Genomic DNA, 23,581 nt, shown 5'->3' on the forward strand with positions numbered 1-23,581 from the left:
GGCGGTGAGTCAATGAGAAAACTGGCGCAATCCGATCACTTAGAGTAAAAATAGGAAGAGAGAAAAACGGCAGGATCAGGTGATCGGAATAAACCGAAACGAGCGATCGCAATCACCGAAATACGCATCGCACACAAAAGTGACAATGTCACACAATCCGATTACTCTATCGCTTACTGAAAGGATGGACGCTGATTCAACACTTCAAACCAACGGGCAATGTTTGGGTAGGTCTCTAACACATTAAGTTCCAGTGCTTTTTCTGCAAAACCTACGAATATAAATGCCGTTATATCCACGATAGTAAATCTTTCAGTCGCTACATAATCTGAATCAGATAAACGCTGGTCTAAAATAGGTAAAAATGACGCAACTCGATGCTTACTTTCATACCCCCACTCGGATACGCAAGTTTCACGGTCTTGATAAATTCCCGATATATTACGGAATGCTTGAAATGCTGCGTAAATGCCTTGAAATTCAACAACTCGGTGCCACATTTCTACTTGGGCTTTATCTAATGCGCTGTCGCCAAATAAGGATGAATCATTTTCTTTAATCGAATCAAAATATCGACAAATCGCCACGCTTTCGCAAATAGTCTCACCACTATCTAGCTCTAATAATGGCACCTTACCGTTTACACTCTTCTGTAAGAATTCTGCAGACAAGTTATCTCCTTCTCTGACATTCACTTGCTCTCGAGGGACGTCTAAGCCTAACTCTTTAAGAAATATGCTTACTCGTCGACAGCTTGGTGTTGGCGCAAACTCATACAGTTTCATCTAATATCCTTTTAATTACTTTTTCAGAACGTTCGTTTAGGTTAGACTCTACTCGTTTTATAAACGATCAGTCAAGAATGTTTTTTGTTTTAAGAAGTGTGGTATATGGCACGTAAAAGTAATTTTGATAGAGATGAGAAACTGCTCGCGGCAATGCATCTGTTTTGGCAAAAAGGTTATGCTAATACTGCGATTTCAGACTTAGTAGACACGCTGAAAATTAATCGGTTTAGCCTCTACAATACTTACGGAGATAAACAAAAACTCTATTACGAGGCGATCGATAAGTATCTAGAATCAGTATCTCTTCCCCCAATCAATGTGCTCAATCAACCCACGGCATCAATGCCAGAACTTGAGCTGTTTTTAAAAAACTTTGCTCATTTACAAAGGCTAAATAGCTGCGGATGCTTTATGCAAAATGCCGTGATTGAGCATGCAGGCGAAGACGATTATGTTTTGCAAAAAAGCAAAGAACTGTTTGATGGCTTACTTGTGGTTATTACCAATGCCCTGAAAAATGCGCAAAATGAACAACAACTCCCCCATTCCTTACCCGCGAAACACATCGCGCATTTAATACTGGTACAAATGCAAGGTATGCGGGTTATGGGCAAAGCGCAACGTCATGAGGATTTGGAAAACGCTTTAGATGCGTTGTTAGCGCTATTGAGAGGAAATACAGCATGTTAAAAGTGACAGCATCACGACTAACTCGAGGGCATGATCTCAAGCAGTCTATTGCTGCATTGGTGAAAGAGCACAAGATCCAGGCAGGTAATATTGCTTCATGTGTAGGATGTTTATCTGAGTTAAAAATTCGGCTAGCTGATGGCCAATCGACCCTGTATCTAGCAGAGCCATTTGAGATCATCTCATTAGGCGGCACTCTAACCAATGAGCATTTGCATCTGCACATTGCGGTATCAGACAGCAAAGGAAAAATGATTGGAGGTCATCTTTTAGATGGTTGTATTGTAAATACAACGGCAGAATTGATATTACATTCATATCCCAACCTCGTATTCGATAGAGAGTTCGATCCCTCAACACACTACAGTGAGTTGGTGATAAGGTGACAGAATAATTGATGAGGGAAATAACCAATCATTGACACATTATCAACAAGAGTTACAAGCGATGACTTCCTCATATCAAACAAATTATGCAGCTCGCAAAACTGACCGTATCGTTATGACTATTCATATGCAGCAAGCGTACATCAGCCCTTAGAGTGAGTTGGATACATTGCCCATTTGAATGAATTTGATATCTACGATGCGTTTTAGAAAGTGTGGTCACCACAAACGGCTGTAAATATTCGTCCATCGACAAACTAACTTTCTCTCATCGACAAAAAAGCCCAATCCTATTGGTGGCAACTGGGCTTTTTTCTGCATGAATCAAATAACAATGTAAGCTACGTTCTTTCTCATCAATGATAGAGAGCAACATCAACCATCGTACCCTCTTTATAATTCAAGCAAATGTTACCTCAGGTAACGATTCAAAACCTGGTTTAGCAAAAAAGTACCCTTGCATTAAATCTACGCCAGCTTCCATTAACCAAACGAATTCTTCTCTTTTTTCAATACCTTCGGTCAGTGGGGTTATATTTAGATCGCTGAATATTGCTAAGCAATGCTTAACAATGGATTGACGTGTTTTATCTTGATGTATATCGCGCACCAGTCCCATGTCTAATTTAATAATATCCGTTTGGAAATCAGCAAGTAGATTAAGTCCAGAATAACCAGAGCCAAAATCATCAGTCGCTGTTTTAAAACCAAGCGAGTGATAATATTCTATCACTCGTTTGACATGAGAACTGTCTTCGATTTTTTCCACTTCGGTGAACTCAAACATGATTTTTTTCGGTTGGGAAATTATACCGTTTCGCTGCTTCCAACGTTGTGCGAATACAGCGTTCAGGCTTGTAGATAGCGTTGGGCAGAAAATTAATACTAAGTATTGAATCAATACCCAGCTTTGACGCCAGTGCTATCGCTTTAACTCGGCATTGTTGATCAAACACATAGCGATTATCATCATTCACTTGAGAAATAACCGAATAAGCTGATTCGTTATTTAATCCACGCACCAGAGCCTCATAGCCAAAAATGGCTTGAGTTCTACAATTCACTATCGGTTGAAAAGCCATCGTAAAATCAAAGCCTAAATGGCCTGCTTCAAAGCAATTACTGCAAAACGCTCTTTCACATTCTACTTGCTGTTCATCCATTATACTGACCTTATAGTTATGTTATAGAATAAAGCCTAGTAGACGCTGATAATTTATTCAACTAACAGATATATTTAGAGAAAAATCATTTAATTTTCCGTTTATCCTAGCCTTCACATCGCTCATTTAAGACAAAACTCACTTACTTATGATCAACAAAAATGATGCTTGAAGTATCAAAACCACGCTCTTGGGACATATCGATAAATTTCTCAATCACTTCAGGTTCTACAGATGGTGTTCTTGCCAAAAGCCACAAATAATCTGTATTGGGACCAGAAATGAACGCATATTGATAATCCTTCTCATCCAATTCAAATACAACATATGAACCATAAAATGGTCCAAAAAAAGAGACTTTTAGGTAGCCTTCTGAATTACTATTTACAAAATAGGCTTTACCTTCAGCCTCTTGCCATTCGTTGTCAGCTTGAGAAAACCCACGATTCAGCACCAGGACACCACCATCGCTTTTAAGGTTGTACTCTGCTGTTACCTGAGTCAGTCCCCTTTCAAAAGAGTGATCAAGCCTAGCAATCTCATACCATTTACCTAAATAGTTATCGAGCTCAAAATTGGCTACCGGCTTTACCGAGTCTGGCATACCTAAGCAGCCACTAAGTACTAGTGTACTAATCATTAATAATATTTTCTTCAAGCTACCATCTCCTATTAAATATCATTGACAGAGAGCAAGCATTAAATACATACCACTGCATTGCCACACTACCGATGGTTTGATTTTTGAATATAACAACTTACTATGAAAACGAGTGAGTAAGTGAAATCAAGCAGTGAGATTTGCAAGTAATTTTTCGCAGTCGCTTTTCAGTTTTATAAGTTCTTCAATATTCATCTTAGACATCCCCATCATCTCTACAGGTATTGTTTTTGCTTTTTCACGTAATTCTGTACCCTGCTCAGTGACTGAGATAATTCTAATCCGTTCGTCTTCTTGGCTACGAGTTCGGCTTACATACCCTTTCGTTTCCAAACGTTTTAGCAATGGCGTCAAAGTCCCTGAATCTAGGTGTATCCTACGACCTAGCTGTTTTACATTGATTGACTGTTCTTCCCAGAGCACCATCATCACTATGTACTGCAAGTATGTCAGATCAAGTGTTTTCAGTAGCGGTTGATATGCCCTTCCCATTGCATTAGAAGCACTGTAAAGCGCAAAACAGACTTGATTATCCAAACTTAGATACTCGTTTTGTGTTGATGTTTCCATCTCTATTACTCACAACAAACATTAATTGTGCACAATATACTTGCACACTCTCAAACTTTCAATTAATATCACCCCAACAAAGATTGTGCACAATATAATTGCTAGCAATTTTAAATATATCAATATTACAAAAGGAAGAACAATCATGGCAGCACTTTACACCACATCAGCAACCGCATTAGCAGGTCGTAACGGCCAAGTTACTACCGATGACAATAAATTATCTTTGGCCTTGAGCTACCCGAAAGAAATGGGGGGAACTGGAGAAGCTACTAACCCAGAACAGTTATTTGCTGCTGGTTACTCAGCGTGTTTTTCAAACGCGATCTTGCATGTTGCACGTGAAATGAAAGTAGCCATTAAATCAGCACCAACAACCGCAACTATTGGTATTGGTCCAAACGATAAGGGGGGGTTCGCCTTAACAGTTAGCCTATCTGTCGAATTGGAATTAGATCAAGAACAAGCTATCGCTTTAGTTAATACCGCTCATCAGGTTTGTCCTTACTCAAACGCGGTACGTGGAAATATCGATGTACAGCTAACGGTGAACGGCGTAACACTTTGATTAAATGAGAACATGTAGAAAGAAGGCTCCGAATATTATTCTGGTCTTCTTTCTATTTGATAACGATACACTCTGTATAGCATTTTTTACTAATAGCCCCACTCGCATTTTATGCACTTAATCTTATACCTTTACATATAAGCGTTAACAAATCATCACCTATAGCTTTCCCTGCCTGCAACTTCAAGTTATTTGGGTATATACTCATTTTGGGGTTAGTAATGAGCCAATTTTTATGCAACGGGAAACCACCTATGTAATAACGTCAATGTTTGTCGTTTTAGTCATATCTTTCGATGCTAGAGGTGAGTTATGTAGCGAACAGGTTTGGAACCAGACGATAAGTTCACAACACAGAGTGGATGATTGGTATAATCGACACGCTGAATCATTTAATGATTTATTGCTGATTTACAAGCAGCACATCTTCTTGCATAAAGAGTTTACACAAGATGAACTACATGCCCTTTGGCACCCATCAAAAATCGTATTCAATGAAAAGCTAGAAAGCCATATTTTGGCGACGCAGAACATGCAGCTCTCTCTTACGAAGGAACACTTAGAGTTAGAAAAAGGCTATACTGTTGTTACTCAACAGGAACAACAATGGCGCTCATTGAATGAACACTGCACGCAGTCAGGTTCAAAAATAAATGCTCATTCAAGTATGCGTTACGTTGTATCAAACCAATCCCTAAAAACAGATATTGAAACGCTAATCAGCAAAATCGACACACTTAAAATAATCTATAAACAAGAAGAAATGGTGCTGCTTAATTCAAGGGATCAAGACGCTCCACTCTCTATGCCAATGGAAAGAATTGACCATTGATTTACGACCCTCTCTAAATTGATCTAACTGAGTCAACTGCAGAAAATTTGAGTCGTTACTTTTTCGTGACCCGCATCTCACATCTGTCATTTGCTTAATAAGTCTGTATAATCCGCCAGCTATTCATTCTTTCTTTAAATTTTGTTGATTTGGCATCACACAAACCGTGATAGACCAATCTTAATGCCTAGGAATATTTCGTTGATATCTACCGCTAACATCACCATGCAATTCGGCGCCGAGCCTTTATTTGAAAACATTTCTGCTAAATTTGGTAACGGTAACCGTTACGGTTTAATTGGAGCCAATGGATGTGGTAAATCAACGTTCATGAAAATTCTTAGTGGCGCGTTAGCGCCAAGTTCAGGTAACGTTTCTATTACTCCTGGACTAAAATTGGGCGTGTTAAGCCAAGATCAGTTTGCATTTGAGCAATACAACGTAATCGATGTAGTGATCATGGGAGACCGTAAGCTTTGGGAAATCAAACAAGAGCGTGACAGAATTTACTCTCTGCCTGAAATGAGTGAAGCTGATGGCATGAAAGTCGCCGAACTAGAAAGCGAATTTGCTGAAATGGACGGCTACACAGCAGAAAGTCGCGCGGGTGATATTTTGCTGCAAGCTGGCATTGAAGAAGAGTTCCATTTTGGCCTGATGCAACAAGTTGCTCCTGGTTGGAAACTGCGCGTACTGCTTGCTCAAGCACTTTTTGCCAATCCAGATATCCTGCTGTTAGATGAACCGACCAACAACTTGGATATTCATACCATCAATTGGCTGGAAGAAGAGCTAAATCAGCGTAAATGTACAATGATCATTATTTCGCACGATCGCCACTTCTTGAATTCAGTTTGCACTCATATGGCAGATATCGATTACGGTGAGTTACGTATCTACCCTGGTAACTACGAATATTTCCTTGAAGCATCGGGCTTGATTCGTGAGCAATTGTTAGCGAGCAATGCGAAAAAAACAGCAGAAATTAATGAACTACAGGATTTCGTCAACCGCTTTGGTGCGAACGCATCAAAAGCAAAACAAGCAAGTTCTCGTGCTAAGAAGATGGATAAAATCAAACTCGATGAAGTCAAATCAAGTAGCAGAATTAGCCCATCGATCGATTTTGGTGAAGGTAAAAAGTTGTATCGCCAAGCTCTAGAACTGCGAGATTTAGGTCATGCATTTGGTGACGAATTATTATTTGAAAACGGAAATTTATTGCTTGAGGCTGGCACTCGTTTAGCGGTAATTGGCGAAAATGGTGTTGGTAAAACCACCTTATTACACTGCCTCGTTAAAGAATTAGAACAAACTCATGGTACAGTTAAATGGTCTGACAATGCGTCTATCGGCTACTGTCCTCAAGATAGTACAGCTGATTTCGATAATGATTTAAGCATCTTCGATTGGATCTCACAATGGCGCACAGCCAAACATGATGACTTGATGGTGCGAGGCATTTTAGGCCGCTTACTATTCACCGCTGACGATGCTAATAAAAAAGCAAAGAACTGCTCCGGTGGTGAAAAGAATCGCTTATTGTTTGGTAAGCTGATGATGCAAGATATCAATGTGCTGGTCATGGATGAACCGACCAACCACATGGATATTGAAGCCATTGAAGCGCTAAATAACGCGCTTAAAGTTTACAAAGGCACACTGGTTTTTGTCAGCCATGACCGTGAATTTGTTTCTTCTCTTGCTACCTCAATTATTGATGTAAGAGACAAGCAACTGGTTCATTTTCAAGGTACATATGATGAATACCTTTCTCATCAACTAAAAATGTTGACGGTAGCCTAAGTAACCTATTTAACTAAAAACATTAACAAAACGCCATTGACCACATAGAAGATCAATGGCGTTTCTTATATCTAATGTGCAATGTACGATGCTTTATATCTGTACTCACTATGACTGTATATAATCATCATGTCAGGCCAATCGCCTTAAATATTAATGAGTAAACAATGTCTAAATTATTTTTCAAAGGTCGTATAGAAACGCGTCAAAACCATGTTCTTTCTGGCTACAATGTAAACCGTGACATTAAAGCTGGAACTGAAGAATCTCCGATTTCTGTAGTCGTAAAGACTGAAGAGCGAAAAGCCGAAATTGAAAAACTCGTCTCTGAACATTCAATTATTGCCAATATTGTTGTTGATGCTGGGAGAGAGGAAAATACCGTTGAGCTAGATACACTGCTTAATAAACCCAAAACGATTACGTTTGAAAAGACCCCTAACCGTAATGATCCATGTATTTGTGGTAGTGGCAAAAAATATAAGAAATGCTGCGCTTAAATTATACCTTTCCTATTTGAAGTGGCTGCGGCGTTTGCTGGCTACCTTTGCGCAGACTTCCATCAATAGCAGATATTTTCCGCTCTAAAAATGCAATACATGATGTACAAAAAGCTCATGTATTGCATATATCCCCTTTCTACTTGAAGCCGCAACGGTGTTGGCTACGCTTGCTCACCCCACTCGTATAGTTTATCTATGCTCATGGGCATTCACTCACTTGTCGCCTACCTGCAACTCCAAGTGGTTTGGGTATAGATAGCCGTAAATTCTACTTATTTATAGAAAGCTTCTACTTCACCTTTCAGTTTGATCAACATTGGTTGACCGAAACGATCTTTCGCTTTCGGTGAAGGAATTTTTACCCAACCTTCACTGATGCAGTATTCTTCAACGTCTGTACGTTCTTTACCGTTAAGACGAATACCAATATGGTGCTCAAAGCACTCTGCCACGTGATATGGACTGCGAGGGTTGCCAGCAAGGTGATCTGGTAAAGCTGGTTTAGCGTTAGTGTCGCTCATATTCATAACCTGAAGTATGTAAAAAGTGCGCTATTGTAGACTGAACTGCACCAGCAATACTAGACACTTAACTAAGCGACATTTTGTTGTTCAACGTTGACTGGGCTTAGAAACCTAAGAGCACTGTGTCTTCGAGTCCGATTAGAATCAACCTCTATGCACTCGAAGATCGCTTGGTTGCCATTCTGGTATCCATAAACCGCCTTGAATACTCCTATGACCGTGCCAATGTGCAGACCTCGGTGCTTTTTCTAGCTATGAGCTTTATCGTTGGCTATGGTTTTTATCTTTTACCTTAAGGTATAGTGTCTCCAGTATGAATAAAGGTGACGAAAACCATTGTGCTTAGTTATGGATTAGAAAAATGGCTTGGTATAAGCCATACCGATAAAGACTTTAGAGAAAGTTCATTTGTTTTTATTTCTCTTACTGTATTAACATCGATCTTGGCTTTTTTTGTTTACTACAATACGATTATTGTGCCAAACCAATTGTTAGCCATCATTCAATCGATAGGAATAGGCTTGTGCTTTCTAAGCTATTTTTTCTTATGGCAGAGTCGAAATTCTAAAATTGCTGCAACCATTATGGTCTCGGTGATGACGACGATAAGTCTGCTATTCATTGTTGGCACTGGCCACAGTGAATTTGCTTTGGCTTTCTCTTTTTTAACACCCATTGTGGCGATTTTTGTTCTTGGCTACAAAATTGGTTCAGTATTCAGCCTCGTTAATTTTGTTATTGTTGCCTACATTTGCCTGACCGAGATGCATCACTGGCTCCCTGTTTCATTTGATACCATCAGTTTTATTCATTTAACAATTATCTATTTATTCCTATTTTCAATTGCTTATTTCTACGATTCTGGTCGAAAACAGACCATGGCACAGTTAGAAGAGTCTAATCGTCAATTATATATCCTCTCTCATACCGACGTGTTGACCCAATTATTTAACCGTCGCCATATGGAAGCATTGCTGCAAAAGCAGCATATTCAGTGGATTGCGATTGTCGATATTGATGATTTTAAATGGATTAATGATCAATGCGGGCACGATATTGGAGATCAAGTATTGGTGAAAACGGCTCGTTTACTGGAGGAGAATATTAAAGACGTTGCTCAAGTAGGCCGTTGGGGGGGAGAAGAGTTTTTAATTGCCTTCACCATCACTGACTACAAGACGGTAGAGCATCATATTCAAAGACTTCACCAATCTATTGCACAGCACAACTTCGGTATTAGACGCTCAGTTACAGTAAGCAGCGGAATAGCACTTCATCAAGAGGCGCTAAAAACCACTACTTTTCGTCGTGCAGATGAAGCGCTGTATCAAGCGAAAAAATCAGGAAAAAACTGTTTTCGCGTTGCTATTGGGTCTAAATGACATAAAACCTAATTAACTCTGTTTAATGTTCAGAACCCTGCTGTGCACCATTTTTAATTCAAGAATAGAGCCCATCGGTGGGTAAATATTACGTTGCCGATAGACTTAGCAATTTGTCGGTAACATCAGCGACGATAAAGCGGTTTCTTCCTTGATGTTTAGCTTGGTATAAAGCTTCATCGGCTAAGCAATAAATCGATACAATTGATTCATTTCCCTTCGGGATGAACGTTATAACACCCTGTGAAACCGTGACATGATCTGTTGTTTGACTATAAGCGTGAGGATAGTGGATATTTTCAACTTCCTGTTGAATACGCTGAGCGGCAATTTGGGCCTGCTCAATGTCTGCATGACCAATTAATACCACAAACTCTTCACCGCCATAGCGACCCACATATTCACCGGTACGGGAAAATAACTCATTCACCATTTGCGCTAGAGTGATAAGGCACTTATCACCCTCAATGTGGCCATAGTTATCGTTAAACGGTTTAAAATGATCAACATCTAACAAAATCATCGTGATAGGAAATTGGTATCGACCATGTAGGCTAATCATCTCTTTAAGCTTGTCATCCATAAAACGTCGGTTAAAAACTTGAGTTAGCCCATCCTCATTGGCTTGCTGTTGCAATACTTTGTTGAGCTCTTCGAGTTTCACTGTCGCATGCTTCAATTCTCGTCGCATATTTGCTATACGCTGCATAGCGATCAATTTAGAATTGAGCACCAATTTATCCACCGGTTTGGTGAGGTAATCATCGCCACCAACATCGATAGCTTTGGCGATTATCGACGGCTCATCATGGCCACTAAGGAAAATGATTGGCACCCATTCATGATATTGCTTACGAATTTTTTGCGATACCTCAAAACCATCCATCTCTGGCATTGAGATATCAAGCAACACTAACTCGGGATCAAATTGAGAATAGATATCCAAAGCCTCTTGACCACTACTCACCGCTTCAACGCAATGACCCAACTGCTTGAGACGAATAGCGAGCTGCATTCTATCGAGTTGTACATCATCAACCAGCAAGATCCTCATTGAAGAACCCGAACTTTTCATCAAAACTCCACCTGTTTTCATCTATGTGCCTACGTATAACACAGATTTATCTGCTTTTATCGATTAATTTTGCGCACAATATTGACTTTTCGCCATAAATTTTTAGCATGTCATTTTACCCTAAAGAGATACCTTCATGTCTGAAGTAACCCAAACCGAGCAACCTGTAGTGGACTTAGAAACCATTTCACCAGAACTGCGTCAAGTAATCGAATTTGACCAAGTACCAGAAGCGATGTACTACATGGTGACGTCTATACATGAAGTATCTGAAGAAGCAGTACGTGAATCTTGGAATTCTCTACCTGCCAGTGCCCAAAACGTATTGGATAATTTTGAACAATTCCATGCGTTAATTTCTGTCAGCCAAGCTTTTGCTGGTGTTAATCTGATGGAAGAATTTCCAACACTGAACTTACCAAAAGAGATGAGTGACCAGGACAAAGAAGAATACCGCACGCAACTTCTTGACCAAGTGCTGCACAACTGCGTTAAAGACATGGTTAAGCAGATCAAGAAAGCACGCCGAGATCCAATCCTAAAGCGTGACTTTAAAGAAGTATTTGCAAAATAAGTACTTGAAGTTTAATTCAATGAACCAAAGCCGTCATTCATATTGACGGCTTTTTACTTTGTCCTGTAGGTAAGGACATCTATGTGAGATTACACTTAGTGAGTAAAGACAATATCGCGTTGAGATACACTCACCCCCTTAATTTGCACAAAAACATCAGTTCCAATTTCCAGTTGCAGTTCATCGAGCGCCCACTCCGTTATTGTGGCCCATAAATAGCATTGTTCGGCCAACTCTAGTTGTATTGCGACACTTTTTTTACTAGCACCTTGTTGCTGCTTTTCAATTTGACTCACCTTCGCAGATAGAATATTACGAATAGAAGAACGACTGGGCTTATCAAGCGTTACTGAAACATCATTGGCACGTATTTGCAGCCGAACTGAGGAACCAATTTCGCCTTCAACATGCTGAACCCACAGCTTAACCGTGTCAGCCAATTCAACTTGTGTGAGTGCATAGTGCTGATTTTGCTGGCAAATATGCGCGGAAAACAAACTACTTTGTTCAGAGAAGGATTGCCATGGCCGCATGTGACTTGATGACCACACTTGTTCAATATCCCCACTTGTCACCACCTTACCTTGCTCAATAACCACCAGATGATCCGCCAAACGTAAAATTTCATTCATACTATGGGTGACATAAAGAATGGGCAATTTTACTTTTTTCGCCAACTCTTCCAAGAACGGCATCACCTCTCTTTTACGCGGAAGATCAAGCGAGGCCAGTGGCTCATCCATCAGCAACACATCCGGCTTAGATAACAATGCACGGCCTATTGCCACGCGTTGTTTTTCTCCCCCGGAGAGATCATGCGGGTAACGCTCAAGCAAATTGTCTAATGCCAACAGTTTGGTGATAACGGCGAAATAGCCGGCATCATTCACTTTGACGCCATAGTTTAAGTTACCTTTGACGCTATAGTGTGGAAACAAACGCGCCTCTTGGAACACATAACCAATTTTACGCTGTTCAACGGGAAGGTTAATGCCCTTATTACTGCTATAAACTAAGTGTCCATTGATCTCAATTTCACCATCATCTGGTTCAACTAAGCCACTGATGGCATTGATTAACGATGTTTTACCAGCTCCTGAACGGCCAAAAATAGCGCAAATTCCTGACCCGGGAAGGGTGAGGTCAACATTTAACTTAACTTCACCTAAGTACTTATTAAATCGAACCTTTAGTTGACTCACTATGGTGCCCCCAAACGCAGTTTCATTTTGCGGCTAACCCACTCTGAAACAGACAAAGATGCTAAAGCGATCGCTATCGATATCATGCACAATCTCGCCGCTTCCATTTCTGCTCCTGGAGTTTCTAGAAAGTTATACATAGCCAATGGTAGGGTTTGTGTCTCACCAGGAATATTAGAAACGAAGCTAATAGTGGCACCAAATTCCCCTAAACTACGGGCAAAAGAGAGCATGGTACCCGTTATTATTCCCGGTAACGTCAATGGTAAAGTAATGGTGACAAAAACTTTAAACGGTGAGGCGCCAAGCGTTCGCGCCGCTTGCTCTAATTTAGGGTCAACACTTTCTAAACTGAGTCGAATTGCTCTAACCATTAACGGTAATGCGACCACAACACAAGCCAATACTGCACCTCGCCAACTAAAACTAAAGCTAATACCAAACCATTTATCGAGCCATTGCCCGATAACTCCTTGCTTCCCCATACTTATCAGCAATAAATAGCCAATGACAACTGGTGGTAAAACTAGTGGCAAATGAACTAAGCTGTCTAGCGCACTTCTACCCCAGAATTGCTTTCTCGCGAGTATCCACGCCAACAATAAACCCAGAGGCAATAACCAAACCACGCTGTAAAGCGCCACTTTTAAGCTTAATTGTAAGGCGAGCCATTCATATTCAGAGAGCAAACTTTTCATTTCCTATCGCTACGCGAAAGCCATGCTTTTGCAGTATTTGTTTTACTTCATCGCTTTGCAGATACCGCACAAGCATATCGACGCCCTCTTTGCTGGTGATTCTGACCAGAGGATAATGAATAGCGCTGTGCAATTGTGGGTCAAATTCATGGATCACTTTTACTTTGTTACTCATTAGTGCATCGGTTTTATAAACGATTCCTAAATCAGCTTCTTGCCGTTCCACTAGAGCAAGAACGAGTCGCACATTATTGGTTTGGGCTAACTTTGACGACAATGCCGACCAGACATTCAACTCGGTTAACGCTTCTTTAGCATACATGCCTGCAGGAACCGACATTACGTTACCCACAGCCAAGCGAGAGCCGTCAAGCGCACTCAACCAAGCATTGACATCATGAGCAGCCAATGTACTCAGTGGCGATGAATTGGACGCGATCAACACCAACTGGTTCCCCGCCAGTAAAGAGACATCATGGCGATCAATCACGTTCTTTTTAATCAAATGTGTCACCCATTTATCGTTAGCTGAGATAAAAATATCGGCGGGAGCACCTTGTTCAATTTGACGCGCCAATGCCGCAGAACCAGCATAAACAGGAACTAATTCTACATCCGATTGCATTTGATAAGAGTCAATCAGTTCATTCACTGCATTAGTCATCGACGAAGCAGCGTAAATCGTGATTTTTTCTTGCGCTAGTACATTGGCGCAGCAAAAGAGTGCCGACGCTAACGCGATTATTTTTCTCATTTTAGTGTGCCTATTTATCTGATTACATTCACAAATCTGGCCACAATAGTGCTAAATCTAAATGCTCTTCAATTGCATCTGCAATACGGTCAATCGCCTGCTCTTTTTGTGCAACATGATCATAATACTGGATACTTCGTGCCCCCGCCCAGCGACAAATCAGATCTGTGGCGTCAAAACTATCGAAAATACCATGTAAATAAGTGCCCATCACTTGCTGGCAGTCACTGTGCAAACCATCGGTTTTTCCTGAACTCAAGTTTATGATGGCTGACGAAGGCGCAGCAATAGGAGTGGAGCGTCCAACGTGGATTTCATAACCCGACACCTGTGCTTTTCCTTGCGGCAAAATTAGTTCACCTTGCACATTGGTGAGCTGCTTTTCAGCGGTCAATTCCGTGGTCATATCTAATAACCCGAGCGCTTTACTTTCTCCTGGCAGACCTTCAACACCGAATGGGTCACTAATCGTATGGCCAAGCATTTGATAGCCGCCACAAATACCTAGTACTTTGCCGCCAAACCTTAAATGACGCTTTATATCAACATCCCAACCTTGTGTACGAAGGTAATCAAGATCCGCACGCACCGACTTACTTCCCGGCAGGATGATCAAATCCGCCTTGTCTAGTCGCTCCCCTTTTCCGACATAGCGTAAATCAATATCTGAGTTTAAACGCAGCGCATCAAAATCGGTATGGTTACTAATGCGAGTGAAGACAGGCACCACCACACGCAGTTTTACATCCTCATTTAAAACTTGGCTATTGGTGATTGCATCTTCAGCTTCTAAGTCAAACCCGTGCAAATATGGCAACACGCCAATGACCGGTTTACCTGTTTTTTCTTCGAGCCAATCCAGGCCTGATTGGAGTAAGGTAAGGTCGCCACGAAAGCGGTTAATCACAAAACCTTGTACGCGGTTTTGTTCCGATTCAGATAAAAGAGCCAATGTGCCGTATAGATGGGCAAAGACGCCACCTCTATCAATATCAGCAACAATAATCACCGGCACACCAGCAGCTTCTGCAAACCCCATATTCGCAATATCATTTTCACGTAGATTAATTTCTGCCGGGCTACCTGCACCTTCAATCATGACACTTTGGTACTCATGACGCAGCCGTGCAAAAGAATCTAAAACGGTGTCCATCGCCACTTTTTTATAATCGTGGTAGCTGGTCGCTTCCATATTTGATAGAGCTCGACCTTGCAAAATGACTTGTGCACCAGTATCCGAGTTAGGCTTAAGCAGTACAGGGTTCATATGGACCGAAGGCTCAATTCCACACGCTTGGGCTTGTACCGCTTGAGCTCGACCGATTTCACCACCGTCAGGCGTTACGGCGCTGTTTAATGCCATGTTCTGTGGCTTGAATGGGGCAACCTTTACCCCTTTACGTAACAATACACGGCACAAACCCGCCACTAAGACACTTTTCCCAGCATCAGACGTCGTACCTTGAACCATTAAATATTTATTTTTCAACAAATTAAAATACCACCAATACAGAAAGGAGAAAGTGATTGCTAGGCATACAAAAATCAAAGGTGATCACCTTCAATGACTTCAAAACATTTGGTACAAATTTTGGTACATGGGAAAAGTAGTATCCCAGATCAGCAATAATAACCTATGTTTATATAATGCTAATAGGAAAAAGCCGTTACATCACTCACTGGTGGTTTAATTAACTATACAACCAGCAGAACAACACCTAGTAACTCTAGCTTTTCACTGCGGCCTTAGCTGGAGTTAATCACGTGCAGAATCAACAACAAAAAAAGCGCCATTTAAGTAACCGTAAACCTTTTGCTTAACCCGACGTTTTAGACGATGTAAGAGCAAAATTAACTAAGTTGGTCCTCTATCCAGTCAATAAAGGTTCTTATCTTAGGCCTTTTTTCTGACCCAAGTGGGCAAAGAAGATCATACCCTCTGTTTGTTGACATACTTGGCAATGGTGACACAAGCTCCCCGGCTTCAATTAACTCTTTTACAAAATGATACCGTCCCATTGCTAAACCAACGGATTGTTGTGCTGCAAGAATATCTAACCCTCGGTGGCTCATACGATAAAACTGCTCATAGATATCGACATCCAACCTCATATGTTGCATCCACCTTTCCCACACATTAGATCCGTATCCATGAATAAAATTAACTCTATTTAAAGCCTCGGTTCCTTGTTCAAATAGCTGGTGCTCTTTCGCATATTGGCGCGAACAGACCGGGATGTATTTTTCCCCAAATAATCGCTGACAATACATATCACTGTAGTCACCCGAACCAAAATAAATTGCTACATCAATTTCATCATTCAAAAAATCTTGTTGACCTTCTTGAGCCATGACATTCACATTAAATTTAGGGTATTTCTTTTTAAAGTCATGCAACCTAGGGACCAGCCAACCAGTTGCAAAGCCTGGTGACGTTGCAATGGAGATTTCCCCACTCAAATCACTGGCGTTAATTTCATCGATTTCAGTAAATATTGAGTTCAGCGACTTAGCTACTGTGGTTTGAAAGCGTTTTCCCTCAGATGTTAGTTCCAGATTTCTCGTTCTTCGAACAAAGAGACTAAAACCCAACTCATTTTCTAACACTCTAATTCTGTGACTTACCGCACCTTGAGTTAAATGAAGTTGCTCGGCAGTTTGAGTAAAACTTAATGTTTTTGCCGCAACGATGAAGGTGTGTACATTTTTTAGTAATAGTTGGTGATTAGCCATTTTCTTAATTCATTAAATATTTTAATTCATACTACTGTTTTTTTCGTTTGTTCGCACCACAAAATAAGCTTCAAATAGACTAAATGAAGGATTTGTCAGAGATGTTTCACTTTTAATATGACCATCTGTGATACGACACAATAAAAATTTTATTACATAATTATTTTTAGGGGCAAACATGAATATACTTGGGTATATGCAAAAAGTGGGTAAGGCACTAATGGTGCCAGTGGCAACATTACCAGCGGCTGCAATTCTTATGGGAATCGGCTATTGGCTCGATCCTGTTGGCTGGGGGTCAGAGAGTATTGTTGCTGCATTCTTAATTAAATCTGGTGGCGCTATCATCGATAACATGGCGGTTCTGTTTGCCGTTGGCGTATCATTTGGCTTAAGCAAAGACAAAAATGGTTCGGCAGCACTTTCTGGATTTGTCTGCTTTTTAGTCGTCACGACTCTGCTTGCGCCTGGTTCTGTTGCTCAACTGATCGGGGTTGAAGCTAATGATGTCCCTGCTGCTTTTGGAAAAATCAGTAACCAGTTCATTGGTATTCTTATTGGTATAATTTCTGCCGAGATTTACAACCGTTATTCCTCTGTCGAACTTCCTCAGGCATTAGCCTTTTTTAGCGGTAAACGCTTAGTTCCTATTCTTACTTCTATCGCGGGTATGGTGCTTTCTTTCGCACTGTTGTACATCTGGCCTGTGATTTACGATGCATTAATTCAATTTGGTATCAAACTAGAAAGTATGGGAGCAATCGGTGCTGGACTGTTTGGTTTCTTTAACCGTTTGTTCCTCTCTGTCGGTATGCACCATGCACTGTACCCTGTGTTCTGGTTTGATGTGGTAGGTATAAATGATATTCCAAACTTCCTTGGCGGCGCACAATCTATAGCAAATGGAACGGCTGTCATTGGTAAAACAGGTATGTATCAAGCTGGATTTTTCCCAGTTATGATGTTTGGCCTTCCTGCTGCTGCTCTAGCCATGTATCACTGTGCTGACGCTAAAAACAAAAGTCAAGTATTTGCAATTATGATTGCTGCGGCGATGGCGTCATTCTTTACGGGCATCACTGAGCCTTTAGAATTTAGCTTCATGTTTTTAGCTCCTGCACTCTACCTAGTGCATGCTATTTTAACGGGCCTTTCTTTGTACATTGCAGCCAGTATGGAATGGATGGCTGGTTTTGGGTTCTCTGCTGGATTTGTCGACTTTGTATTGTCAAGCCAAAACCCTCTTGCTAACAAATGGTACATGCTGATCCCTCAAGGTCTTGTGTTCTTTGCGATTTACTACACCATATTTCGATTTGCTATCATCAAGTTCAACTTACCTACTCCAGGCCGTGGAGAGCAAATGGAAGACGAACAAGCCGTGCTGAAGATCGAAGGTTTAAGTGAACTAACACAAAATTATATCGAAGCTATCGGTGGTGCCGACAACATTCTAGAAGTCGATAACTGTATTACACGCCTACGTTTGACGGTAAAAGATTCATCGCTTGCAGATTCTGACAAACTGAAGAAATTAGGTGCAGCTGGTGTAGTTAAAATAGGTAAAGGTGGCCTGCAGGTTATCATCGGGCTAGGCAAAGTTGATAAAGTCGCTGAGCAAATGAAAATAGCGCTAGCTAACTAATCGAAAACCCTTGCTCAAAAGAATTTGTGATGGTTTCACCGCCATCACATCCCCCCCGAAGTGCGGAAACGGCTAGTCACCGAATCTGCACTTCATTTTGGAAAATCAATCGCTAGTCCTTTCATCAATTAACTGACTAAATAGCAACCAACTTAAACGCTAGGAGTGCTAACGCTATCACGGTGTATGTTTCAACCAGTGTTTTATCTACTCTACCATTTTGAGCCTTATAATGAGGTAACCTTTACCCTTTAATACGCGGCACAAACCTGCCACCAAGACACTTTTGCCTGCATCTGACGTCGTGCCTTGCACCATTAAAGACTTTAATGTCGATTCCATACGAACTCTATTCAATAAATTTGACATCAATCATACCGCCACAGCCACACTTCACTCAACAAGATGAATGGAATATTAATACCGCCCTCAGTTCTCATTCAAAATCAACATGTTCTAATCACATCATCAAAACAGTAAACCGATAAAGGAATTGATAATGAAACATACAACTCTAGCTTTAGCCGCTTCGATGATGATTGCTCCCATTTTTGCTTTCGCAGGTGATCATCATAAAAACCAAAATAACACCGCCATTAACTACAGTGGGCCCATTGAATTAACTTCAGTAGAATCATTACTGCAAGACACCAGCATGTTTACCGAAAAGCACGTTGTGGTTGAAGGGCAGTTAATTCGTCAAATCCGCCACGACAAGTTTATCTTTAGCGATGGTAAAGGAGAGATTCAAGTCGAATTGGATGATGATATTCACTTGGCAGCACCTATTAATGCAGAAACTAAAGTGCGCTTGTTTGGAGAGTATGAAGGCGGTCGCACCCCTGAAATCGAAGTTGATCAATTGCAAATACTCTAGAGCCTCTTAGATTCACCACTTCTCGTGTTTGATAAATAACAATAAGACGCTAATTTTTAATAAAATGGCCTGTAATTTGCAGGCCATTGCTGTATCTTAACTCCTTTGTTTTACATCATTCAGGACGAAGCGTACATGTATAAAAAAGCGTACTCACTGAGCCTAGTCGGGTTGGCATCTGTTCTTTCTTTTTCAGCGCAAGCAAATAATTTTAGTTACAACTTTTTTGAAGTGAGAACCGCAGTAAACCCTGAATCTTCTGGCGTCGAATTCAGTACCTTATTGACTGAAAATACACACATTATCGCTCGTTATGATTCTCGGTTTGACGGCGATTGGGATGCCGCAGGTGGTATCGGTTTTAATGGCCCAATCAATCAATTTGCCGATGTATTCGGACAGTTGCTTGTTCACCATATAAAGCAGACCGCTGAAGAAGGTGGAGATAGCGGAACCCAAATGGAATTTAATATTGGCAGTCGTATCTGGTTATCAAACCAACTCGAAGCTAATGTTAAACTTGGGAAAAATGATGAACGTTCCGTATTTGGTGCGGGTATACGTTTCCATTCTACCGAGCAATTATCACTCAGTGCAGAAACCAAAAACAATGGCGTTTATGGCCCTCAAATAACCATGAGTGTCCGTTTCCAATTTTAAATCAGATTAGTGCGCCTTTTATTTGGTGCGCTAGTCTTTTCTTTATTACTTTAAATTCACTCGTTTTGCAGTCAATCACTAACCGCCAAATTTGACCTACTCCACGAACTGAGAAATATGGAAGCGACATCTCAAATAGTAACGCTATACTATGCACTCAATAACTTATGCGTACCGTTATGTTTCGTTCATTATATAAATATTTAGCCCAATGGTTACTTGTCTGTGCCGTATTAGGGATTGTGCCTCTGCTTTACTTTGTGCATGAATTCGACAAAACCCAGCAACAGACTTTGCAGTTGATCGAACAAAAAAACCATTCCCAATTGGAATACCATAAGCACGAATTGCTTGCTGCGATCAGCAACGTTTATAAATCGACTGAAGTCCTTTCTACCAATGGCATGCTATATAATGCACTGCGTGATCCAACAGAACTCAATATTGAAGCCTTGCAAGATCTCTGGGTACTCAGCACCAGAGTACAAAATCTATACTCATGCTTAAGGCTTTTTGATGCATCAGGTAACGAGCTGGTTCGAGTCAATCAGCAAAACGATGTTACCGAAGTTGTACCCCATGACCGCCTACAAAACAAATCACATCGTGACTATTTTCAATATGCGCAAAGTCTGCCGCCAAATCAAATCAGTGTATTTGGCATTAGCCAAAAGATGGAGAATAGTCAATTAGTCTCTCCCAAGCAGCTTGTCTTTAGAATTATTGCGCCCATTGATTTTGATGGCAAAAGACAAGGCTATTTCACTGCCAATTTAAGTATTGAACATCTTTATAAAAGACTGGCTTATAATTTAGATACCTTAGTGCGTCCTGACATTATTGCGCGAGATGGTACTTATATACACGCAGAAGATCCAACGCTGCTATTAAGTGATGATCCTGTCGATTTTCATTCCACCAATATAAGTGAACTAGCACCGAAATTATGGCGGGCAATGCAACTTTACCATTCCGGCAATATCACAGATAACGGTACTGGATACAGCTTTATTTCAGTTCCACTGCAAAGTGCATTTCCCGGCATGGATCATCTCTATTTACTCCGCACATTAGATGTACAAACCATAAACCAGTTAGTTAATGAACAACACATGACAATACGGTTCCAATCGATCGTTGTGGCACTATTGGTGATGTTTATCTCTGGCTTGTGTGTTCGTTGGAATGCGCACCACGATAAAAACAGTATTGAAAGTAAATTAGCTAGAGCAGCGATGAATGGTATGTCAGCTATGGTCATTACTGATCGCAATAACCGAATCATTAAAGTTAACCACGAATTTACACGAATTAGTGGCTATACATTAGCAGAGGTAAGAGGAAAACAACCTTCCGTTTTTTCTTCTGGTAGACACAACCAAGAGTTCTACATGAATATGTGGAAAGTTCTTCAAGATGAAGGAATATGGGAAGGCGAAGTCGTTAACAAACGTAAAGATGGTTCGTTACAAACGGAAATCCTTCGGATTCAAACCATTCGAGATACGCTTGGCATTATTCAATTTTACGTTGCCTCGTTTGTCGATATCAGCCATCGCAAAGAGTTAGAAGATAGACTGCGCGAACTTAGTGAAAAAGATTCATTAACCAACATTTGGAATCGCCGAAAATTCGACCAAGAAATTCGTTCGGAATGCATGCGCGTCAAACGTTATCCACACAGTGAACAGTCATGCCTTGCTATTATCGATATCGATCACTTCAAAAGAATCAATGATAAGCTCGGGCATGCTGAAGGCGATAAAATCATACGTTCCGTTGCCCAACAATTGAAAGAACACCTAAGAGAAACCGATTTTCTTGCTCGAATTGGCGGAGAAGAATTTGCCATTATTATGCCGCACACCCGCCTAGAAGAAGCAGAATTGGTCATGCACCGCCTGCGCGTTGCTGTGCACTTAAACCATAAAAAAGAAGTGTCAATCAGCGGAGGGGTAACTGACATTACCGAGAGACCTGAAGAAGTGTATAAGCGAGCAGACATTGCTTTGTATGAGTCAAAAACGTCGGGTCGTAACCTCGTTTCTGTTTTAGCAAGCATTGAAATGGATCAATTCGCTTAGCATACTCAGTGCACACTCAAAATAGTGCGCCTCAAAAAAATATTGCTCTAATTTTGTGCAATAATACGTTATTAGATTTTTAACCTATTGTTTAGACTCGCTTTCCATTGTGGCTCGAAAATTGTACTACTCTCTATGATGGAATATGAATTGCACACATTTAGGGAGAAATAAGATGCAAGACACATTAACAGTCGTGTTAGCGGGCGGTATGGGCTCACGACTATCCCCCCTCACCGATGATCGAGCAAAACCTGCAGTACCCTTTGGTGGAAAATATAGAATTATTGATTTCACACTCACTAATTGCCTCCATTCCGGATTACGTCAAATATTAGTTCTCACCCAATACAAATCTCACTCATTACAAAAGCATTTGCGTGATGGTTGGTCAATTTTCAACCCAGAACTTGGCGAATTCATTACGGTGGTTCCCCCACAAATGCGTAAAGGAGGGAAATGGTACGAAGGAACAGCTGACGCGATATACCACAATATGTGGTTGCTCTCGCGTAGTGATGCTAAGCACGTTGTGGTTCTTTCTGGTGACCATATTTACCGCATGGATTACGCAGCGATGTTAGAGGAGCATAAGAAATCTGGAGCAGCATTGACCATTGCTTGTATGGATGTACCAAGGCATGAAGCTTCGGCTTTCGGCGTAATGAGTGTCAGTGAAGAACTCAAGATCACTTCATTTTTCGAAAAACCGAGCGATCCTCCGCCAATGCCCAATAACCCAAATCGCAGTTTGGTTTCAATGGGGATATACATCTTCGACATGGAAACATTAAAAAGCGCCTTACACTATGACTCTGAACTAGAACACTCTAGCCATGATTTTGGTAAAGACATAATCCCGAAATTAATTGAAACTGGCTCTGTTTATGCCTATGAATTTTGTGGGGATCATGGCCGAGTGGCGAAAGACTGCTATTGGCGTGACGTAGGCACAATTGATTCCTTTTACGATGCCAATATGGATTTACTTGAACCCGTTCCACCGATGAACTTGTATCAAAAGAACTGGGCAATTCGCACCTACGAAGCACAATACCCCCCCGCTCGTACTGTATCTTCTGCCACCGGTAACGAGGGTATTTTTATCAACTCCATTATTGCCAACGGTGTAGTCAACTCTGGCGGTTCAGTCCAGCACTCTATTGTATCTTCTAATGTAAGAATTGATGATGGTGCGACTGTTGTTGACAGCATTTTATTCGATGATGTACAGGTAGGAGCTGGATGTGAGCTGACCAACTGCATTATTGATAAGCATGTAAAAGTGCCACCGAATACAAAAATAGGACTGAACCGCGCAGAAGATGCACAGCGTTTTCATATCTCGGAGAAAGGTATCGTAGTAGTACCGGAAAGTTATCAGTTCTGAAAAAAACAACTAAAAA

Annotated in this window: 24 protein-coding genes and 1 pseudogene; 13 read left to right on the plus strand and 12 right to left on the minus strand. The window is 40.9% G+C overall.

Going from position 1 to position 23,581, the window contains the following annotated elements:
- Nucleotides 1-173: 173 nt before the first annotated feature.
- Nucleotides 174-785, minus strand: coding sequence for a glutathione S-transferase (locus tag EYW48_RS16495; RefSeq protein WP_171981142.1), 612 nt, complete (start codon nucleotides 783-785; stop codon nucleotides 174-176).
- Nucleotides 786-890: 105 nt separating this feature from the next.
- Here EYW48_RS16495 and EYW48_RS16500 point away from each other — a divergent pair, with 105 nt between their 5' ends.
- Together EYW48_RS16500 and EYW48_RS16505 are read left to right on the plus strand one after the other, a co-directional pair.
- Complete coding sequence (locus EYW48_RS16500) at nucleotides 891-1,478, plus strand: TetR/AcrR family transcriptional regulator (protein ID WP_171981143.1); 588 nt, start codon at nucleotides 891-893, stop codon at nucleotides 1,476-1,478.
- Nucleotides 1,472-1,864 carry a PPC domain-containing DNA-binding protein gene (locus tag EYW48_RS16505; RefSeq protein ID WP_053312069.1) on the plus strand — a complete coding sequence of 131 codons (393 nt, stop codon included), beginning with the start codon at nucleotides 1,472-1,474 and terminating at the stop codon, nucleotides 1,862-1,864. The genes EYW48_RS16500 and EYW48_RS16505 overlap by 7 nt, the downstream gene beginning before the upstream one ends.
- Nucleotides 1,865-2,264: 400 nt before the next feature.
- Here the strand turns inward: EYW48_RS16505 and EYW48_RS16510 are convergent.
- The 3 genes and pseudogenes from EYW48_RS16510 to EYW48_RS16520 form a co-directional block, all read right to left on the minus strand.
- Nucleotides 2,265-2,946 (minus strand): annotated as a pseudogene (locus EYW48_RS16510) (EAL domain-containing protein).
- A 223-nt stretch (nucleotides 2,947-3,169) separates the two neighbouring features.
- Complete coding sequence (locus tag EYW48_RS16515; RefSeq protein ID WP_176314026.1) at nucleotides 3,170-3,685, minus strand: lipocalin family protein; 516 nt, start codon at nucleotides 3,683-3,685, stop codon at nucleotides 3,170-3,172.
- A gap of 129 nt (nucleotides 3,686-3,814) precedes the next feature.
- Nucleotides 3,815-4,258 carry a MarR family transcriptional regulator gene (locus EYW48_RS16520; protein WP_176314027.1) on the minus strand — a complete coding sequence of 148 codons (444 nt, stop codon included), beginning with the start codon at nucleotides 4,256-4,258 and terminating at the stop codon, nucleotides 3,815-3,817.
- A gap of 145 nt (nucleotides 4,259-4,403) precedes the next feature.
- On the opposite strand from EYW48_RS16520, the gene EYW48_RS16525 reads away from it, so the two are divergent.
- The 4 genes from EYW48_RS16525 (at nucleotide 4,404) to EYW48_RS16540 (ending at nucleotide 7,964) form a co-directional block, all read left to right on the plus strand.
- Nucleotides 4,404-4,826, plus strand: a complete 423-nt coding sequence (locus EYW48_RS16525; RefSeq protein ID WP_053312065.1) for an organic hydroperoxide resistance protein — start codon at nucleotides 4,404-4,406, stop codon at nucleotides 4,824-4,826.
- Nucleotides 4,827-5,061: 235 nt separating this feature from the next.
- Nucleotides 5,062-5,658 carry a hypothetical protein gene (locus tag EYW48_RS16530; protein WP_176314028.1) on the plus strand — a complete coding sequence of 199 codons (597 nt, stop codon included), beginning with the start codon at nucleotides 5,062-5,064 and terminating at the stop codon, nucleotides 5,656-5,658.
- 183 nt (nucleotides 5,659-5,841) lie between these two features.
- Nucleotides 5,842-7,464 (plus strand): ABC-F family ATPase, encoded by a 1,623-nt coding sequence (locus EYW48_RS16535; protein ID WP_277432691.1) that lies wholly within the window; start codon nucleotides 5,842-5,844, stop codon nucleotides 7,462-7,464.
- A gap of 167 nt (nucleotides 7,465-7,631) precedes the next feature.
- A complete protein-coding gene (locus EYW48_RS16540; protein ID WP_176247063.1) occupies nucleotides 7,632-7,964 on the plus strand; it encodes a PBPRA1643 family SWIM/SEC-C metal-binding motif protein in 333 nt (110 codons plus the stop codon).
- A gap of 275 nt (nucleotides 7,965-8,239) precedes the next feature.
- Here the strand turns inward: EYW48_RS16540 and EYW48_RS16545 are convergent, their stop codons facing one another.
- Nucleotides 8,240-8,488 (minus strand): DUF3297 family protein, encoded by a 249-nt coding sequence (locus EYW48_RS16545; RefSeq protein WP_171981150.1) that lies wholly within the window; start codon nucleotides 8,486-8,488, stop codon nucleotides 8,240-8,242.
- 326 nt (nucleotides 8,489-8,814) lie between these two features.
- On the opposite strand from EYW48_RS16545, the gene EYW48_RS16550 reads away from it, so the two are divergent.
- Nucleotides 8,815-9,873, plus strand: a complete 1,059-nt coding sequence (locus tag EYW48_RS16550) for a GGDEF domain-containing protein (protein ID WP_274676314.1) — start codon at nucleotides 8,815-8,817, stop codon at nucleotides 9,871-9,873.
- 88 nt (nucleotides 9,874-9,961) lie between these two features.
- Here the strand turns inward: EYW48_RS16550 and EYW48_RS16555 are convergent, their stop codons facing one another.
- Nucleotides 9,962-10,948 (minus strand): diguanylate cyclase, encoded by a 987-nt coding sequence (locus tag EYW48_RS16555; RefSeq protein ID WP_171981151.1) that lies wholly within the window; start codon nucleotides 10,946-10,948, stop codon nucleotides 9,962-9,964.
- 136 nt (nucleotides 10,949-11,084) lie between these two features.
- Here EYW48_RS16555 and EYW48_RS16560 point away from each other — a divergent pair, with 136 nt between their 5' ends.
- Complete coding sequence (locus EYW48_RS16560) at nucleotides 11,085-11,522, plus strand: DUF3069 domain-containing protein (protein ID WP_277432692.1); 438 nt, start codon at nucleotides 11,085-11,087, stop codon at nucleotides 11,520-11,522.
- Between the two features lie 95 nt (nucleotides 11,523-11,617).
- Here the strand turns inward: EYW48_RS16560 and modC are convergent, their stop codons facing one another.
- The 5 genes from modC to EYW48_RS16585 all read right to left on the minus strand — a co-directional run bounded on the left by modC (nucleotide 11,618) and on the right by EYW48_RS16585 (nucleotide 16,909).
- Nucleotides 11,618-12,724, minus strand: coding sequence for a molybdenum ABC transporter ATP-binding protein ModC (gene modC, locus EYW48_RS16565; protein WP_277432693.1), 1,107 nt, complete (start codon nucleotides 12,722-12,724; stop codon nucleotides 11,618-11,620).
- Complete coding sequence (gene modB, locus EYW48_RS16570; protein ID WP_141652922.1) at nucleotides 12,724-13,422, minus strand: molybdate ABC transporter permease subunit; 699 nt, start codon at nucleotides 13,420-13,422, stop codon at nucleotides 12,724-12,726. The genes modC and modB overlap by 1 nt, the downstream gene beginning before the upstream one ends.
- The gene (gene modA / locus EYW48_RS16575) at nucleotides 13,403-14,176 is read right to left on the minus strand and encodes a molybdate ABC transporter substrate-binding protein (protein ID WP_176314065.1); all 774 of its coding nucleotides are present in this window, start codon (nucleotides 14,174-14,176) and stop codon (nucleotides 13,403-13,405) included. Before modA ends, modB begins: the two co-directional genes overlap by 20 nt.
- Before the next feature lie 28 nt (nucleotides 14,177-14,204).
- Complete coding sequence (locus EYW48_RS16580; RefSeq protein ID WP_171981154.1) at nucleotides 14,205-15,647, minus strand: cobyric acid synthase; 1,443 nt, start codon at nucleotides 15,645-15,647, stop codon at nucleotides 14,205-14,207.
- 380 nt (nucleotides 15,648-16,027) lie between these two features.
- On the minus strand, nucleotides 16,028-16,909 hold the full coding sequence (locus EYW48_RS16585) for a LysR substrate-binding domain-containing protein (RefSeq protein ID WP_053312057.1): 882 nt from the start codon (nucleotides 16,907-16,909) through the stop codon (nucleotides 16,028-16,030).
- A 178-nt stretch (nucleotides 16,910-17,087) separates the two neighbouring features.
- On the opposite strand from EYW48_RS16585, the gene nagE reads away from it, so the two are divergent.
- The gene (gene nagE, locus EYW48_RS16590) at nucleotides 17,088-18,554 is read left to right on the plus strand and encodes an N-acetylglucosamine-specific PTS transporter subunit IIBC (RefSeq protein WP_053312056.1); all 1,467 of its coding nucleotides are present in this window, start codon (nucleotides 17,088-17,090) and stop codon (nucleotides 18,552-18,554) included.
- Between the two features lie 207 nt (nucleotides 18,555-18,761).
- Here the strand turns inward: nagE and EYW48_RS16595 are convergent, their stop codons facing one another.
- Nucleotides 18,762-18,896, minus strand: a complete 135-nt coding sequence (locus EYW48_RS16595; protein WP_255199811.1) for a hypothetical protein — start codon at nucleotides 18,894-18,896, stop codon at nucleotides 18,762-18,764.
- Between the two features lie 157 nt (nucleotides 18,897-19,053).
- Here EYW48_RS16595 and EYW48_RS16600 point away from each other — a divergent pair, with 157 nt between their 5' ends.
- The 4 genes from EYW48_RS16600 to glgC all read left to right on the plus strand — a co-directional run bounded on the left by EYW48_RS16600 (nucleotide 19,054) and on the right by glgC (nucleotide 23,565).
- Nucleotides 19,054-19,431, plus strand: a complete 378-nt coding sequence (locus EYW48_RS16600) for a NirD/YgiW/YdeI family stress tolerance protein (RefSeq protein ID WP_171981318.1) — start codon at nucleotides 19,054-19,056, stop codon at nucleotides 19,429-19,431.
- Nucleotides 19,432-19,566: 135 nt separating this feature from the next.
- Nucleotides 19,567-20,091, plus strand: coding sequence for a hypothetical protein (locus EYW48_RS16605; RefSeq protein WP_171981317.1), 525 nt, complete (start codon nucleotides 19,567-19,569; stop codon nucleotides 20,089-20,091).
- Nucleotides 20,092-20,270: 179 nt separating this feature from the next.
- Nucleotides 20,271-22,175, plus strand: coding sequence for a diguanylate cyclase (locus tag EYW48_RS16610; protein ID WP_171981316.1), 1,905 nt, complete (start codon nucleotides 20,271-20,273; stop codon nucleotides 22,173-22,175).
- 145 nt (nucleotides 22,176-22,320) lie between these two features.
- Nucleotides 22,321-23,565, plus strand: a complete 1,245-nt coding sequence (gene glgC, locus EYW48_RS16615) for a glucose-1-phosphate adenylyltransferase (RefSeq protein ID WP_255091656.1) — start codon at nucleotides 22,321-22,323, stop codon at nucleotides 23,563-23,565.
- Nucleotides 23,566-23,581 lie beyond the last annotated feature (16 nt).

Origin of the sequence: Vibrio sp. 1180_3, from assembly GCF_029478545.1 — a bacterium.
In the GTDB taxonomy this organism is placed as follows: Bacteria; Pseudomonadota; Gammaproteobacteria; order Enterobacterales; family Vibrionaceae; genus Vibrio; species Vibrio aestuarianus.